The organism is Mesorhizobium sp. P2_B5, from assembly GCF_056404775.1.
On record NZ_JBFUDJ010000002.1, the window covers coordinates 1,163,302 to 1,177,637 of the forward strand.

The following is a 14,336-nucleotide window of genomic DNA, read 5'->3' on the forward strand; positions in this document are numbered from 1 at the left end:
GCGCCCTTTCTTGATCGCAGGCTGCTTGGCCTTAGTGGGCCACGCCTTCCCACACTTTGCGCTTGGTCAGATAAACCAGGGCGCCGAAGAGCAACAGGAACACCAATACGCGGAAGCCGGTCTTCTTGCGGTCTTCCATGTGCGGCTCGGCCGCCCACATCAGGAAAGCCGACACGTCGCGCGAATACTGGTCAACCGTCTGCGGCGAACCGTCATCATAGGTGACCTGGCCGTCCGAGAGCGGCTTCGGCATCTTCAGCGACACGCCGGACATGAAGTACGGGTTGTAGTGGGTGCCTTCAGGGATCACCATGCCGGCCGGCGGCGTCTCGTCGTAGCCGGTCAGCAGCGAATGGATGTAGTCCGGGCCGCCTTGTGCGTACTGGGTGAAGATGTCGAAGACGAAGCGCGGGAAGCCGCGCTCGACGCCGCGTGCCTTGGCCAGCAGCGACATGTCGGGCGGGGCTGCGCCGCCGTTGGAAGCGGCAGCCGCCTCCTCATTGGCGAACGGCGCCGGGAAATGGTCCGACGGCTTGCCCGGCCGGTCGAACATGTCGCCGGCATCGTTGGGACCGTCATGGATGGTGTATTCGGCGGCAAAGGATTTCACCTGTGCTTCCGAATAGCCGAGGCCTTCCAGCGTGCGGAATGCCACCAGGTTCATCGAATGGCAGGCCGAGCAGACTTCCTTGTAGACCTTCAGGCCGCGCTGCAGCTGCGCCTTGTCATAGGTGCCGAACGGACCGGCGAAGCTCCAGTCCATTTCCTTCGGCTCGTCGATCGGGAAATGCGTGGGTGCCGCCGCGTTATGCGCCTCTTCAGCGGCCATCGCCACGCTGCCGACCGCTCCGATGCCGCCAGCCAACAGGCCGAGCAGGGCGAGCGAGGTGAGAATCTTTTTCATGCCAAATCCCCTTAGATTCTCGCTCAGCCCTTGGTTTCCGGCGCGGCGTTCGCACCTGCCGGATGTCCCCCACCGGCACCCTTGTTCTTCTCCAGCACCGCTTCGGTAATCGAATTCGGCAGCCTGCGCGGCGTCTCGATCAGGCCGAGCACCGGCAGGACGACGAGGAAGAAGGCAAAGTAGAACAGCGTCGCCATCTGCGCCATGAACACGAAGCTGCCTTCGGCCGGCTGCGAGCCCAGCCAACCGAGCAGGACGGCGTCGGCTGCGAAGAGCCAGAAGAACAGCTTGTACCAGGGCCGGTAGACCGCCGAGCGCACCTTGGAGGTGTCGAGCCACGGCACCAGGAACAGCATGACGATGGCGCCGAACATGCACAGCACGCCGCCGAGCTTGGAGTTGATCGGCCCGATGTTGAAGGTGATGGCGCGCAGGATCGCGTAGAACGGCAGGAAGTACCACTCCGGCACGATGTGGGCCGGCGTCTTCAGCGGGTTGGCGACCGTGTAATTGTCCGGATGGCCGAGGAAGTTCGGCAGGTAGAAGACGAAATAGGCGAAGAAGAACAGGAACACGATCATGCCGAACGCGTCCTTGATGGTCGCATAGGGCGTGAAGGCGACGGTGTCGGTCTTCGACTTGACCTCGATGCCGGTCGGGTTCGACTGGCCGACCACATGCAGCGCCCAGACGTGCAAGACGACGACGCCGGCAATCATGAACGGCAACAAATAGTGCAGCGCAAAGAAGCGGTTGAGCGTCGGATTGTCGACGGCGAAGCCGCCGAGCAGCAGCTCCTGGATCCAGTTGCCGACCAGCGGAATGGCACTGAAGAAGCCGGTAATGACGGTGGCGCCCCAGAAGCTCATCTGACCCCAGGGCAGCACATAGCCCATGAAGCCGGTTGCCATCATCAGCAGGTAAATGATGCAGCCGAGGATCCACAAAAGCTCGCGCGGCGCCTTGTAGGAGCCGTAATAGAGCCCGCGGAAGATGTGGATGTAGACGGCGACGAAGAAGAACGAAGCGCCGTTGGAATGCATATAGCGCAGCAACCAGCCCGAATTCACGTCGCGCATGATCTTCTCGACCGAATTGAAGGCGAGATTGGTGTCGGCCGTATAGTGCATGGCCAGCACGATGCCGGTCAGGATCTGCGCCACCAGCATGATCGCCAGGATGCCGCCGAAGGTCCAGGCATAGTTGAGGTTGCGCGGCACCGGATAGGCGATGAAACTGTCATAGACCATGCGCGGCAGCGGCATGCGGGCGTCGAACCAGCGTTCGATACCGGTCTTGGGCGTATAGGTCGAGTGTCCCTCGCTCATCGAAATATCCCCTGCCTCAACCGATAAGGATTTTGGTATCGGAAATGAACTTGAATACCGGCACAGCCATGTTTTCCGGCGCCGGGCCTTTGCGGATACGGCCGGCGGTATCGTACACCGAGCCATGGCACGGGCAGAACCAGCCGCCGAAATCGCCTTCCTGACCGAGCGGAATACAGCCCAGATGCGTGCAGACCTGCACCATCACCATCCAGGCTTCCTTGCCGGGCGTGGTGCGGTTGGCGTCGGTCGCCGGCGCATCGGCCGGCAGATTGGCGTTGCGGGCAATCGGATCCTTGAGATCGGCAAGGTTGATGGCCTCGCCGTCCTTCATCTCCTGCTCTGTGCGGTTGCGCACCACGACCGGCTTGCCGCGCCATTTCACGATCAGCGACATGCCAGGCGTCAGCGAGGAAACATCGACCTCGACCGAGGCCAGCGCCAGCGTCGAAGCATCGGGGCGCATCTGGTCGATGAACGGCCAGGCGACAGCGCCTGCGCCGACCACTGCGGCCATGCCGGTGGCGACGTAGAGAAAATCACGACGGTTGGGATCCTGGGTGTCGGTTGCGCTCACGGGTGCCTGATCCTTTCGCCTCTTCCGAGCCGGCGGTCGAGCTTTGTTCCCCGCTCCATCGCGCCGGCCCGACAGCGCATGGCGAACAAGCTAGCGAATTCCTCCGGCAATTTGGATTTCGGTTTATGCGTGAAGCCCGTTTTTGTCCAGCGGGGTGAGGCCACAAGGGCAGATTGTCGCGGGGACAGAAGAGCGCGTCGGTCGGCCAGATGTCCAAAGGCCGGCAAAGGCGGCTAAACAACAGGGAAATATCAGCAAATCCGAGGCTCCCCGCCTGTCTCGACAGGACAGGTTGCCGTGATCTAGTCTCGCTGGCATGGCACACATCATCGACCGCGAGACCTGGACCAGGACGCCCGGCCTTTGGCAGGGCGAACTGCAATTGGCCGCCTACGGCTCCAACTCCTGCCTGATCTTCAATTACCAGGCGGAGATCGGCGGCGGCCCGCGGCTGCACACGCATCCTTATTGCGAGATCTTCATCATCCGCCAGGGCACCGGCCTGTTCACCATCGGCGACAAGCAGATCGAGGCCACGGCCGGCCAGATCCTGATCGTGCCGCCGAACACACCGCACAAATTCACCAATCTCGGACCCGGTCCGCTGGAATCGACCGACATCCACGAAAGCGGCAGCTTCGTCACCGAATGGCTGGAATGATTATTTGCCGGGGCGATGATCTCTAGCTGGCGCCGAGCCTGACCAGAACCGCCCTTGGGATGTCGTATTCGCGGATCACCGACTCATGCCGGCGTAAGCCGCAAAGTTCGCGCTGGATGAAATAGGCGTGCACTGCCGCGGCGGCTTCCTTCAGCAGCCGCGCGCGATGCTCGTCATCACTGTTCTCGCGCAGCTTCTTCAGCGTTTCCTCGACACGTTGGCCAGCGCGGCCGAGTGCGGCCGCCTTTTCGGCCAGTATCTCGTGGCCGAGCAGGTCCAGCGCGCTTTCCTGCGCGCCGCCGCGTCCAAAATTCGAGGGCATTCTGACCGACATTTCAGCGTTTTACTCCGCCGGCCGCGTCTCTTCCAGCACGCTTTCCTCGTGATAGAGGAAGCCGCCGGATTGCCGTTTCCACAGCCGCGCATAGAGCCCGTCCTGCGCCACCAGCTCATCATGCGTGCCTTGTTCGACGATGCGGCCGCCGTCCAGCACCACCAGCCGGTCGAGTGCGGCAATGGTCGACAGCCGATGCGCGATGGCAATGACCGTCTTGTTCTCCATCAGCCTTGCCAGATTCTCCTGGATCGCCGCCTCGATGTCGGAATCGAGCGCCGATGTCGCCTCGTCGAGGATCAGGATCGGCGCATCCTTGAGGAAGACGCGGGCGATCGCCACGCGCTGGCGCTGGCCGCCAGACAGTTTGACGCCACGCTCGCCGACAAAGGCCTCGTAGCCGGCACGGTCCCGGTTGTCGCGCAAACCGAGGATGAAATCATGCGCCTCGGCCTTCTTCGCTGCTGCGACCACCTCGGCGTCGGTTGCATCAGGCATGCCGAGCTTGATGTTGTCGCGCAACGATCGATGGAAAAGCGCGGTGTCCTGGCTGACGACACCGATATTGGCGCGCAGCGAATTCTGCGTCACCTCTGACACATCCTGCCCGTCGACGGTGATCTGTCCGCTCTCGAGGTCGTAGAGGCGCAGGATGAGGTTGGCGAGTGTCGTCTTGCCCGCACCGGACGGTCCGACCAGCCCGACCTTCTCGCCGGGCCTGACGACGAGGTCGATGCCGTTGAGCACGCCGAACCCCTTGCCGTAATGAAACTCGACATTTTTCACGTCGATGCGGCCGCCGGCCACGACAAGCTCCTTGGCGTCGGGCGCATCGATGAGGCCGAGCGGCTGCGAGATCAGCGCCTTGGAGTTCTCCAGCACGCCGAGGTTTCGCAAAATGCCGTTGAGCTGCATCATCACCCGCCCGAGCAGCATGTTGAGCCGCAAGACCAGGGACAGCGTGAAAGCGACGGCGCCGACGGTGATCAACCCTTCGACCCAGAGATAGACGGCAAAGCAGCCAATCGCTGAGATCATGATGCCCGACAGCGTCGTCAGCGCCATGCGCACGCCGGTCAGCCGGCGGGTGAAAGGCCGCAGCGCGTCGAGATAGATGTCGAAGCCGTTCTTGATGTAGCGGTCGTCGCCATCGACCGAGAACAGCTTCAACGTCTGCACGTTGGAATAGGAATCGATGATGCGCCCATTGATCATCGAACCAGCTTCGGCCGTGGCCTCGGCATGCCTGCGGATCGAGGGCAGATAGAGCTTGGCCAGCCAGGCGAAAGCGAGAATCCAGACCACCACCAGCACGGCCAGGCGCAGATCCAGCCCAGCGACCAGCGCCAGCGTCGTCACCGTATAGATGAGCATGAACCAGATGACCTCGATGAAGCTCTCCATCAGGTCGCCGGTCGCCTGCCCCGCCTGCCAGACTTTTGTCGCGATGCGGCCAGCAAAATCGTTCTGGAAGAAAGTGTAGGACTGGCGCGAGACATGCCGGTGCGCCTGCCAGCGCACCAGATTGTAGAAACCCGGCGTAATCGTCTGCTCGTCGACCAGCGCCGACAAGCCGACCACGACGGTGCGGATAACCAGCACCACCGCGACCATGAAGACAAGCTCGGGCCCGGCAGCGGTCCACAGCGCATGCCAGCTGCGTTCACCGGGAAGCTGGTCGAGAATATCGACCAGCCGCCCGACGAAGTAGAACAGCCCGGCCTCGATCAGCGGCGCTATGCCGCCGATGACCAGCATGGCGAAGAAGGCGAACTTCGCCTGGCCGACATAGTACCAGAGGAAGCCGCCGACGCTTGATGGTGGCCGAAGATTCGCCGGCTCCCTGAACGGATAGACCCAGTTCTCGAACCAGCGATAGACGGCTGTCATCATGCTGATGTCATCACTCTGCGGCTTCTCCCTTGGCCACAGCGTCATTGGCGGCGTCGACCGGGCCGTCGTCGAGCAGGAACCCGCCCGACTGACGCTGCCAGAGCTGCGCGTAGAGCCCGCCGCTGGCGACGAGTTCCTCGTGCGACCCCTCCTCGATGACACGGCCCTTGTCGAGGACGACGAGCCTGTCCATCGCCGCAATGGTCGACAGCCGGTGCGCAATGGCGATGACGGTCTTGCCTTGCATGAGCTTGTAGAGATTCTCCTGGATGGCGGCCTCGGCTTCGGAATCCAGCGCCGAGGTCGCTTCGTCAAGGATAAGTATCGGTGCGTCCTTCAACATAACGCGAACTATGGCGATGCGTTGCCGCTGGCCGCCGGACAATTTGACGCCGCGGTCGCCGACATGAGCGTCGAGCCCTTTGCGTCCAGTGTGGTCCGAAAGCCCGGCGATGAACTCCAGCGCCTCGGCCCGCCCGGCTGCCTCGACAAGCATCTCTTCCGTGGCATCGGGCCGGCCATAGAGGATGTTGTCGCGCACCGAACGGTGCAGCAGCGAAGTGTCCTGCGTTACCATGCCGATCTGTGCGCGCAGCGAATCCTGCGTTACCGACGCGATCTCCTGGCCGTCGATCAGGATCCGGCCGCTCTCCAAATCGTAGAAGCGCAGCAAGAGATTGACCAGCGTCGACTTGCCCGCACCAGAGCGGCCGACAATGCCGACCTTCTCGCCGGGCTTCACCGTCAGCGACAGGCTCTCGATGACGCCCTTCTGCTTGCCGTAGTGGAAGCGGATATCGTCGAACTGAATCTCACCCTTGGTGACGGCAATGTCCCTCGCCCCCGGCCGGTCCTCGACCAGGCGTGGCAGCGAGATCGAGGCGATGCCGTCCTGCACCGTGCCGATGTTCTCGAACAGGCCAGACATTTCCCACATGATCCACTGCGACATGCCCCACATCCTGAGCACCAGGCCGATGACCACGGCGACGGCGCCGATCGTCACCGCCTGGCCAAGCCACAGCCACAGCGCCAGCGCGGTGACCGAGAACAGCAGCAACGCATTGAGGATGTAGAGCAGACCGTAGAGCACTGTCACCAGCCGCATCGACCGGTAGACCGTGTCGAGGAAGCCGGCCATGCCTTCTCTCGCGAACGTAGCTTCGCGGCGCGCATGGGAAAACAGCTTCACCGTCTGGATGTTGGTGTAGCTGTCGACGACGCGGCCGGTCATGGTCGAGCGCGCATTGGCCTGCGCCTCGCCGACCTTGCCCAGCTTGGGGATGAAGTAGCGCAACAGTCCGATATAGCCGAGCAGCCAGACGCCAAGCGGTGCTGCCAACCGTAAGTCGGCCGAACCGACGATGAAGAGCATGCCGAGGAAATAGACGATGACGTAGTTGAGGACGTCGATCACCTTGATGACGCATTCGCGCACGGCAAGCGCCGTCTGCATCAGCTTGGTGGCGATGCGGCCTGCGAATTCGTCCTGGTAGAAGCTCATCGACTGCTTCAAGAGATAGCGATGCACCTGCCAGCGGATGCGCATGGGGTAGTTGCCCATCAGCGTCTGCTGGTTGAGCAGCGAATGCAGCCATACCGTGCCCGGCAGCGCAAACAGCACGACGAAGGCCATACCGGCGAGCTTCCAGCTCTCGGTCTGCAGGAAGGTTTCGCGATTCTGCCCGGACAGCCAGTCGACGATGCGGCCCATAAAGCCGAACATCCACACTTCGGCCACCGCGATCGCCGTCACCAGCACCGCATCGACGATGATGTAGGGCCACGCGCCACGCGTGTAATGCACGCAGAAGGCAACCAGCGTCTTCGGCGGCTCGACCGGTTCCGCTGCGGGGAACGGATCGAGCCTTTTTTCAAACCAGCTAAACATAGTGATGCTCACAAAACTGTTGTCCGCTCACGCGGCACGGGAAAAGTCCCCGGAGCGTACGGCGTCAGGGACCGACGGCCCGGAATCACCCGGGCCATCGGTCCTGCTTCGCGCAATATAGGGACTTGCGGGCTTTTCGCCGACAGGCACGTTCGACTGACCTGACGGCACGCCGCCGCCAGCCCGGCTTTTCGCGCCCGGCCGGATCAGCCGGATGATCCGGCGCACCAGCGACGGCCGGCTGTGGTCAGGAACCGCGCGCGAGAAATCGACGTCCGGCAGCATGCCGCGATGCGGGCGCCGGCGCGTCTCGGCGTGAACCGCCGACGAGTAGGTCTCGCCGATCAGCAACGCCCAGGTCGCCGTCTTGCGCTCGTGCAGGCTTCTTGAACCAGGTATTTTGTAGGGATCGAACATCGGTCCGTCCTCCGTGTGCAAATAGAGATAAAAAGGCGAAGCAATGTCGTGCGCTGGCATTCGGCCGGAGGCACGGATTGCATCGGTCGGGACACGAGGGGACACCTCGGTCAGGACACGCTCAACTGGGGCGCTTGGCCCCTTCAACAGGTTGAAAAACATCGCAGGATTCCTTCGAAAGCCGAAAACTGGGTTCGGCGGGAATCGGTGCGATCAGATCTAGGAAGTCAGGTAAATCGTCGTACCGAAACCGCCGGCAGGCAGGTAAGCCCACGGGAGGGGCGCTGGATGTGCATGGCCATCATGAAATACCCCTCCATCGGTTCGGGTTGACAATGCGTGCGGTATAATCGACTTCGCAGAAAATGACCACCCGCAGGTCCAGCAATTTCCAAAACCAGGAGCCCGCTGTGGCCGATCTGCCACTTATTAGAAAGACGCGGAAATGAACCACCGTCTCCGCATCGCCCTCTACCAGCCTGACATCGCCGGCAACACCGGGACAATCCTGCGCTTCGCCGCGTGCCTTGGCTTTGGCGTCGACATTGTCGAGCCGGCCGGCTTCCCGCTCTCCGACAAAGCGCTGAAACGTGCCGGCATGGACTACCTCGAAATGGCCGCTCTGACCCGGCATGTTGACTGGAACGCCTTCGAGGACTGGCGCCAAGCGAGCGAGCGCCGGCTGGTGCTGCTCACCACCAAAGCCGCGACCGCCTACACGGGCTTCAACTTCGCCGCCGGCGACATCCTGTTGTTCGGCCGAGAATCGGCTGGGGTACCAGATCCTGTCCACCAGGTGGCGGATGCGCGGCTGACGATCCCGATGCAGCCGGGCACACGCAGCATCAACGTCGCGCTGTCCGTCGCCATGGTCGCCGGCGAAGCCATCCGGCAGCTCGGCTAATTCCTCGTCGCCGTCGCGAACGGCCTTTATTTCTTGCGTCATTCTCACCCAGGCGCACATCGCCTTCTCCTCAATTGCCCTATCGACATTTCTTGGCTACAAGCTCAACTTAAGTTGAGGTCAAGCGGAAAAGTCGAAATGGCTCCGGTAAAGGAATTGACGGTTGGCCAGGTGGCCATGCGCAGCGGCGTGGCGGTGTCGGCGCTGCATTTCTACGAGGCGCGCGGGCTGATCCGCAGCCACCGCACGTCAGGCAACCAGCGGCGCTATGGCCGCGACGTGCTGCGGCGGGTGGCGATCATCCGGGTCGCGCAGGAGGTCGGCATCTCGCTGGCCGAGATCGCGGCGGCGCTTCAATCCCTGCCCGAAGGCCGCACGCCGACGCGTGAGGACTGGAACCTCTTGTCGACCGGCTGGCGCGACGACCTCGACCGCAAGATCAGCCAGTTGAAGAAGCTGCGCGATGGCCTGACCGACTGCATCGGCTGCGGCTGCATGTCGATCGACAAATGCCCGCTAAGGAACAGGGAAGACCGGTTGAGTGCGCAAGGACCTGGCGCAAGGCGACTGCTGGTGGCCGAACCCTAATCCGCTGCAGGCAGCCGCCTTATGGTGAATTCGATCACATCTCCCGGCCGCTCGAACCAGCTTTCGATCTCGGTCCAGTAGGCCTGCTTGGGAAAGCGTTCGAACCATTCCTTGGCTTTGAGCCGCGCATCCGAACGCGGCAGGACGAAGGTTTCACGCAGAAAACCGTCGCGCGGCATGCGCTCGCGCTCGGCGCGCGAACGGTCGAGCCGCTTCTTCAAGCCATCCAGCGGCGGTCTTGCCGGGGTGCGCATGAAAGAACTCCTGGGGCCTTGACCAGATGACACTTGACCCTTGCCCTTAAGAGATTAGGGATCGCGCCCTAAAAAGACGAGTCATTTGTCGGCTGCGACCGGAGACCTGATTTTGGAACGACCAGAAATACCGGCAGGCCTGCCGGCCGACATCGAACAAAAGAAGATGAAGGCCAGGCTGTGGTTCGAGACGCTGCGCGAGCGCATCTGCACCACTTTCGAGCAGATCGAGCAGGAACTGCAGGGGCCGCTGGCCGCCTGGTCTCCCGGCCGCTTCGAAAAGACGCCGTGGGAGCGCGACCAGGGCAAGGGCGGCGGCGGCACCATGTCGATGATGCGTGGCCGCGTTTTCGAGAAGGTCGGTGTCCACACCTCCACCGTCTATGGCGAGTTCTCGCCGGAATTCCGCAAGCAGATGCCCGGCGCCGAGGAAGACCCGAGCTTCTGGGCATCAGGCATTTCGCTGATCGCGCATCCCTGGAGCCCCAACGTGCCGGCCGTGCACATGAACACCCGCATGGTCGTGACGTCGCGCCACTGGTTCGGCGGCGGCGCCGACCTGACCCCGGTGCTCGACCGCAACCGCACCGAGGATCACCCCGACACGGTCGCCTTCCACCGCGCCATGCAGTTCGCCTGCGAGAAGAATGCCGCCGTTGCCGATCACCCCAAATTCAAGGCCTGGTGCGACGAGTATTTCTATCTGCCCCATCGCAACGAGCCGCGCGGCGTCGGCGGCATCTTTTTCGACTGGCTGCATTCGGGCGAGGACAAAGGCGGCTGGAATGCCGATTTGAATTTCGTCCAGGATGTCGGGCGTTCTTTTCTCGTCGTCTACGGCCACCTGGTTCGAGCCCATTTCAACGAAAACTGGACCGATGACGACCGCGACGAACAGCTCATCCGCCGCGGCCGTTATGTCGAATTCAACCTTCTTCACGATCGCGGCACCATCTTCGGCCTGAAGACCGGCGGCAATGTCGCCTCGATCCTGTCCAGCCTGCCGCCGGAGGTCAGGTGGCCGTAACAAATCGGTGAGCGAAGCGTGAGCCGCAAAAGCGTCCCATTCGCCGAATTTTGGCATTCAATGTGGCGCACGAATTATCTTTTTCGTCTAATAGGCAATTGAAATAAAACGACTATTTGTCGTTTCCGGGCCGGGAAGCGCCGGCGATTCAGTCCCGAACCGCGACACGACGCTACCGGACGGCCCTGAACAAGGCGGAGCATTCTCAAGAAACGGATGTCCGCATTTTCCAGGAGTACTTACCATGCGAAAGCTCATTGTAACGGCAGCCGCCGCTGCCCTTCTCGCTTCAGGCTCGGTTGCCTTTGCCGCGGTCAAGCACACCACGGGCACGGTCAAAACCTATGATGGAACGGCCATGAGCCTTGTTCTGGACGATGGATCGACCTTTACGCTGCCCAAGACCTTCAAGGATCCTGGCCTGAAGGCCGGCGAAAAGGTCCGCGTTTCCTGGGACATGAGCGGCAAGAACAAAGTTGCCGAGTCCGTCAAGATCGTGAAGTGACGGCCCTGTCGGGACAAGACCAAGCTGGTCTTGCTCTGGGGTAGCGTAGAGAGGCGGAGCAGCGCTGCTCCGCCTTTTTCGCCTATGCATGTCAGCCAGAAGTGACCTCGGTTCTGGGAAAATGACATGCATAAAATCAAAGGCCTAAAGCGCGTCGCGTGAATCCGCTTCGACGCGACGCGCTTTAGCGGCAACCAAAACCGCCGAACCGTGTTATGCTTGTTCCCCCATACGTGCCCTCAAAACCGACTGCTACGACAGGGCGCGGAACAAAGGTGGCGGAGCTTCGTGCCCGTGAGAGGCGCAGGCTCCCAGGAGGAAAGGAGAAAAACCCATGAAGGAATTCCATTGCGGCTCGCTGGTTCCCGGCTGTGGGTGGCACACCCGTGCCGACGAGGAAGCCGAGGTGATGCGCCGTGCCGTCGACCACATGCGCGAGACGCATGGCGAAACAGTGATCCGCGAGACGATGATCGAAGCGATCCGCTCGCGCATCGAAAAGGTTCGCGACGCGGCCTGAGGCTCAACTGGCCCTTAACGCCTCCGCGGCGCGCTCAAGCAGCGCGTCGCGATCGAGCGAAAAGCCGGAGCCGATCCATTCTTTTTCGAGGTTTTTCAGGATCGCGCCGAGTTTCGGCCCCGGCGACGCGCCAAGCGTGGTCAGATCGGCACCCTTGACCGGAAATACCGGCTTTTCCCATTTCAGCGCAAAGGCCAGCAGGCGCGAAAAACCACCAGCCTGGACAAGCGCGTCATTGTCCTCGACGGCGCGCGCCCGCGCCGAGGCGAGCGACAGCCGAAAGCGATCGACAAAGCCCTGGCGATAGCCTGCATAAAGCAGCTTTGCCAGCTCCGCTTCACTCGTCTTCGGTTCGATGGCACCCGTCAGCGTCCAGTGTCGCAGGCGCTCCGCCTCATTGGTGGACAGTTTCAGCCGCTCGGCCAATACCGTCATCCGCGCCGCATCGGGCGGCACAATGGCCTCCAGCCTGAGCAGCGGATCCGGCGCCCAGCCCAGATCCTTCTCGGTCTTTGTCAGCCCGTGAATGGCATCGATGCCCCATTTTTCACTCTCCGGCAGGGCGCCGGTCAGCACGCCGGCCTGCCGCATCCACAGCAGCGCGCGCGATGGGTCAGGCGCCGACAGCAGCTTCTTCAGCTCGGACCAGATGCGCTCCGCCGAGAGTTTTTCGAGCCCGTCCTTGAGCCGGGCGCAGGCTTTCAGTCCCTCAGCATCGGGCCGGCCGTCGCCATACCAGGCGAAGAAGCGGAAGAAGCGCAAGATGCGCAGATAATCTTCGCGGATGCGCTGCTCGGCATCGCCGATGAAGCGCAGCCTGCGCGCCTCGATATCGCCGACACCGCCGACCAGGTCGATGACCGTGCCGTCGGCCTCGGCATACAGTGCGTTGATGGTGAAATCGCGCCGTTCGGCGTCGGCCTTCCAGTCGCGGCCGAACGTCACTTTGGCGCGGCGGCCGTCGGTCTCGATGTCTGCGCGCAGCGTGGTGATTTCATAGGGCGCGCCACCGGCGATCACCGTGATCGTGCCGTGTTCGATGCCGGTCGGCACCGCCTTGAAGCCCGCCGCTTCGGCGCGGCGGATGGTTTCCTCAGGCAGGCAGGTCGTGGCAATATCGATGTCTGCAACCAGCTGACCGATCAGCGCATTACGCACCGCGCCGCCGGCGATACGGGCTTCTTCACCGCCTTGCGCCAGCACGGCAAGCAGCCGCTGCAGATGTTTTTCACCGAGCCAGTCAGCCTTGCCCGCCAGCGATATCGGATCACTCAAGCATAGAGCCTTTCATAGAGCGTGCGGATGATGCCAGCGGTGACGCCCCAGATGCGCTGGCCGCCATAGGGCATTTCGTAGAAGAACCATTCGAGCTCGTTCCACATGCGGCTGTCCCTGGTGTGGTTGGCCGGATCCATCAGGAACGGGAGCGGCACTTCAAAGGCGGCATCGACCTCGTCGGCGTTGAGCGACAGAGTAAAACCGGGCTTCACGATCGCCAGCACAGGGGCGATGCGATAGCCGCTGCCGGCGACATAATCGGGCATGCGGCCGATGATCTCGATGCGGTCCTGGCCAAGCCCAATCTCCTCGAAGGTTTCGCGCAAGGCCGCTGCTTCCGGGGTCGGATCGGTCGGATCGATGGTGCCGCCGGGAAAAGCCACCTGCCCGGAATGGCTGCGCAGCTTTTCCGCCCGCTTGGTCAAGAGCACGGTCGCATCGCGTCCGTGGTCGACGACCGGGATCAGCACAGCGGCATCGCGCAGCGCCTTCAGCTGCTTTAACCGGGGATGGCCGGGGTTGAAGCGATGGTCGCCATAGTCGTCGCCGGCATGGGCCTCAGCTTGCGCCGCGACACGCGCCCGAAAATCCGCTGTGGAAAACGCTGCCGGCGTCACCTGATCCATCACATGCTCAGCCGCTTCAGTTTTTCCGTCGGCATGATCGGATAGACCTCGCCCTTCGAGCGCACGGCAAACATTGTCTTGCCGCCGATTTCGATCTCCTCGCCATGCTCGACCAGTTCGTACATTACCGGCCGCGTCACCAGCGCATCCAGCCGCCCACGCACCAGCACATAGGGTTTTAGCCCGCCGGTCTCGTCCTCGTCGACGAAACGCAGCGGATGGCCGGGCCCGGCTTCGACGACATCACCGACGTTGGTGCGGAAGGTGATGGTCTGCTCGGCGCCGGCGCCGGAAACGTTCATTTCGACGGCAATGAACGGCGCATCGACGACGCGGATGCCGACCCGTTCCACCGGCGTCACCAGATAGGTCCTGCCATCCTCGTCCTTGCGCAGCACGGTGGAAAACAGCTGCACCAGGGGCATGCGGCCGATCGGCGTGCCGAGATAAAACCAGGTGCCGTCCTGTTTGATCTCCATGTCGAGATCGCCGCAGAAGTCCGGATTCCAACGCTCTACCGGTGCCGCGCCCTTGCCGGCGCGGGTGGCGCGCGAGATCAGCGCCTCGAGGCCGCGCGCCTCTGTGGCACCGGTAAGGCTTTGTTCGCGATGTTCGGAGCGTTCCGTCAT

Annotated in this window: 17 protein-coding genes; 6 read left to right on the forward strand and 11 right to left on the reverse strand. The window is 62.5% G+C overall.

Annotated elements, in window-relative coordinates; genetic code table 11:
- Window positions 1-31: 31 nt before the first annotated feature.
- The 3 genes from AC1D1N_RS12110 to petA are packed head-to-tail and all read right to left on the reverse strand — an operon-like array spanning window position 32 to window position 2,809.
- Window positions 32-904, reverse strand: coding sequence for a cytochrome c1 (locus tag AC1D1N_RS12110; protein ID WP_436261070.1), 873 nt, complete (start codon window positions 902-904; stop codon window positions 32-34).
- 23 nt (window positions 905-927) lie between these two features.
- Entirely contained in the window at window positions 928-2,232 is a 1,305-nt protein-coding gene (locus AC1D1N_RS12115; RefSeq protein WP_112561091.1) for a cytochrome b, read from the reverse strand.
- A gap of 16 nt (window positions 2,233-2,248) precedes the next feature.
- Window positions 2,249-2,809: a ubiquinol-cytochrome c reductase iron-sulfur subunit gene (petA, locus tag AC1D1N_RS12120; RefSeq protein ID WP_436261071.1), complete on the reverse strand. Its 561-nt coding sequence runs from the start codon at window positions 2,807-2,809 to the stop codon at window positions 2,249-2,251.
- Window positions 2,810-3,125: 316 nt separating this feature from the next.
- Between petA and AC1D1N_RS12125 the strand changes: the two genes are divergently transcribed.
- The gene (locus AC1D1N_RS12125) at window positions 3,126-3,470 is read left to right on the forward strand and encodes a cupin domain-containing protein (RefSeq protein ID WP_477348715.1); all 345 of its coding nucleotides are present in this window, start codon (window positions 3,126-3,128) and stop codon (window positions 3,468-3,470) included.
- 22 nt (window positions 3,471-3,492) lie between these two features.
- Here AC1D1N_RS12125 and AC1D1N_RS12130 read toward each other — a convergent pair whose 3' ends face one another.
- The 4 genes from AC1D1N_RS12130 to AC1D1N_RS12145 are packed head-to-tail and all read right to left on the reverse strand — an operon-like array spanning window position 3,493 to window position 8,005.
- Window positions 3,493-3,804, reverse strand: coding sequence for a DUF6665 family protein (locus tag AC1D1N_RS12130; RefSeq protein WP_352588408.1), 312 nt, complete (start codon window positions 3,802-3,804; stop codon window positions 3,493-3,495).
- 9 nt (window positions 3,805-3,813) lie between these two features.
- Window positions 3,814-5,697 carry an ABC transporter ATP-binding protein gene (locus AC1D1N_RS12135; RefSeq protein WP_477348717.1) on the reverse strand — a complete coding sequence of 628 codons (1,884 nt, stop codon included), beginning with the start codon at window positions 5,695-5,697 and terminating at the stop codon, window positions 3,814-3,816.
- 10 nt (window positions 5,698-5,707) lie between these two features.
- Window positions 5,708-7,588 carry an ABC transporter ATP-binding protein gene (locus tag AC1D1N_RS12140; protein WP_477348719.1) on the reverse strand — a complete coding sequence of 627 codons (1,881 nt, stop codon included), beginning with the start codon at window positions 7,586-7,588 and terminating at the stop codon, window positions 5,708-5,710.
- A gap of 27 nt (window positions 7,589-7,615) precedes the next feature.
- Entirely contained in the window at window positions 7,616-8,005 is a 390-nt protein-coding gene (locus AC1D1N_RS12145) for a hypothetical protein (RefSeq protein WP_112561182.1), read from the reverse strand.
- Between the two features lie 445 nt (window positions 8,006-8,450).
- Between AC1D1N_RS12145 and AC1D1N_RS12150 the strand changes: the two genes are divergently transcribed.
- Complete coding sequence (locus AC1D1N_RS12150) at window positions 8,451-8,909, forward strand: tRNA (cytidine(34)-2'-O)-methyltransferase (RefSeq protein ID WP_477348721.1); 459 nt, start codon at window positions 8,451-8,453, stop codon at window positions 8,907-8,909.
- Between the two features lie 138 nt (window positions 8,910-9,047).
- Window positions 9,048-9,497: a redox-sensitive transcriptional activator SoxR gene (gene soxR / locus AC1D1N_RS12155; protein WP_436261077.1), complete on the forward strand. Its 450-nt coding sequence runs from the start codon at window positions 9,048-9,050 to the stop codon at window positions 9,495-9,497.
- Here soxR and AC1D1N_RS12160 read toward each other — a convergent pair.
- Window positions 9,494-9,751: a hypothetical protein gene (locus AC1D1N_RS12160; protein ID WP_006202578.1), complete on the reverse strand. Its 258-nt coding sequence runs from the start codon at window positions 9,749-9,751 to the stop codon at window positions 9,494-9,496. The genes soxR and AC1D1N_RS12160 overlap by 4 nt on opposite strands.
- A gap of 112 nt (window positions 9,752-9,863) precedes the next feature.
- Here AC1D1N_RS12160 and hemF point away from each other — a divergent pair, with 112 nt between their 5' ends.
- From hemF to AC1D1N_RS12175, 3 genes are all read left to right on the forward strand, one after another.
- Window positions 9,864-10,778, forward strand: a complete 915-nt coding sequence (gene hemF, locus AC1D1N_RS12165) for an oxygen-dependent coproporphyrinogen oxidase (RefSeq protein ID WP_436261078.1) — start codon at window positions 9,864-9,866, stop codon at window positions 10,776-10,778.
- A gap of 244 nt (window positions 10,779-11,022) precedes the next feature.
- The gene (locus tag AC1D1N_RS12170; protein WP_192258836.1) at window positions 11,023-11,283 is read left to right on the forward strand and encodes a DUF1344 domain-containing protein; all 261 of its coding nucleotides are present in this window, start codon (window positions 11,023-11,025) and stop codon (window positions 11,281-11,283) included.
- A 334-nt stretch (window positions 11,284-11,617) separates the two neighbouring features.
- Window positions 11,618-11,803, forward strand: a complete 186-nt coding sequence (locus AC1D1N_RS12175) for a DUF1059 domain-containing protein (RefSeq protein ID WP_477348724.1) — start codon at window positions 11,618-11,620, stop codon at window positions 11,801-11,803.
- Between the two features lie 3 nt (window positions 11,804-11,806).
- Here AC1D1N_RS12175 and AC1D1N_RS12180 read toward each other — a convergent pair whose 3' ends face one another.
- The 3 genes from AC1D1N_RS12180 to AC1D1N_RS12190 are packed head-to-tail and all read right to left on the reverse strand — an operon-like array spanning window position 11,807 to window position 14,336.
- Window positions 11,807-13,078, reverse strand: coding sequence for a CCA tRNA nucleotidyltransferase (locus AC1D1N_RS12180; protein ID WP_477348726.1), 1,272 nt, complete (start codon window positions 13,076-13,078; stop codon window positions 11,807-11,809).
- Window positions 13,075-13,707, reverse strand: coding sequence for a CoA pyrophosphatase (locus AC1D1N_RS12185; protein ID WP_112561100.1), 633 nt, complete (start codon window positions 13,705-13,707; stop codon window positions 13,075-13,077). The genes AC1D1N_RS12180 and AC1D1N_RS12185 overlap by 4 nt, the downstream gene beginning before the upstream one ends.
- Complete coding sequence (locus AC1D1N_RS12190) at window positions 13,707-14,336, reverse strand: DUF1285 domain-containing protein (protein ID WP_477348880.1); 630 nt, start codon at window positions 14,334-14,336, stop codon at window positions 13,707-13,709. Before AC1D1N_RS12190 ends, AC1D1N_RS12185 begins: the two co-directional genes overlap by 1 nt.

Excerpts from the sequence above, each read along its gene's own strand:
- AC1D1N_RS12110 (WP_436261070.1), bottom strand. The coding sequence starts at position 904 with ATGAAAAAGATTCTCACCTCGCTCGCCCTGCTCGGCCTGTTGGCTGGC.
- AC1D1N_RS12115 (WP_112561091.1), bottom strand. The coding sequence starts at position 2,232 with ATGAGCGAGGGACACTCGACCTATACGCCCAAGACCGGTATCGAACGC.
- AC1D1N_RS12125 (WP_477348715.1), top strand. The coding sequence starts at position 3,126 with ATGGCACACATCATCGACCGCGAGACCTGGACCAGGACGCCCGGCCTT.
- AC1D1N_RS12130 (WP_352588408.1), bottom strand. The coding sequence starts at position 3,804 with ATGTCGGTCAGAATGCCCTCGAATTTTGGACGCGGCGGCGCGCAGGAA.
- AC1D1N_RS12135 (WP_477348717.1), bottom strand. The coding sequence starts at position 5,697 with ATGATGACAGCCGTCTATCGCTGGTTCGAGAACTGGGTCTATCCGTTC.
- AC1D1N_RS12140 (WP_477348719.1), bottom strand. The coding sequence starts at position 7,588 with ATGTTTAGCTGGTTTGAAAAAAGGCTCGATCCGTTCCCCGCAGCGGAA.
- AC1D1N_RS12145 (WP_112561182.1), bottom strand. The coding sequence starts at position 8,005 with ATGTTCGATCCCTACAAAATACCTGGTTCAAGAAGCCTGCACGAGCGC.
- AC1D1N_RS12150 (WP_477348721.1), top strand. The coding sequence starts at position 8,451 with ATGAACCACCGTCTCCGCATCGCCCTCTACCAGCCTGACATCGCCGGC.
- soxR (WP_436261077.1), top strand. The coding sequence starts at position 9,048 with ATGGCTCCGGTAAAGGAATTGACGGTTGGCCAGGTGGCCATGCGCAGC.
- AC1D1N_RS12160 (WP_006202578.1), bottom strand. The coding sequence starts at position 9,751 with ATGCGCACCCCGGCAAGACCGCCGCTGGATGGCTTGAAGAAGCGGCTC.
- AC1D1N_RS12170 (WP_192258836.1), top strand. The coding sequence starts at position 11,023 with ATGCGAAAGCTCATTGTAACGGCAGCCGCCGCTGCCCTTCTCGCTTCA.
- AC1D1N_RS12175 (WP_477348724.1), top strand. The coding sequence starts at position 11,618 with ATGAAGGAATTCCATTGCGGCTCGCTGGTTCCCGGCTGTGGGTGGCAC.
- AC1D1N_RS12185 (WP_112561100.1), bottom strand. The coding sequence starts at position 13,707 with ATGGATCAGGTGACGCCGGCAGCGTTTTCCACAGCGGATTTTCGGGCG.
- AC1D1N_RS12190 (WP_477348880.1), bottom strand. The coding sequence starts at position 14,336 with ATGACGGAACGCTCCGAACATCGCGAACAAAGCCTTACCGGTGCCACA.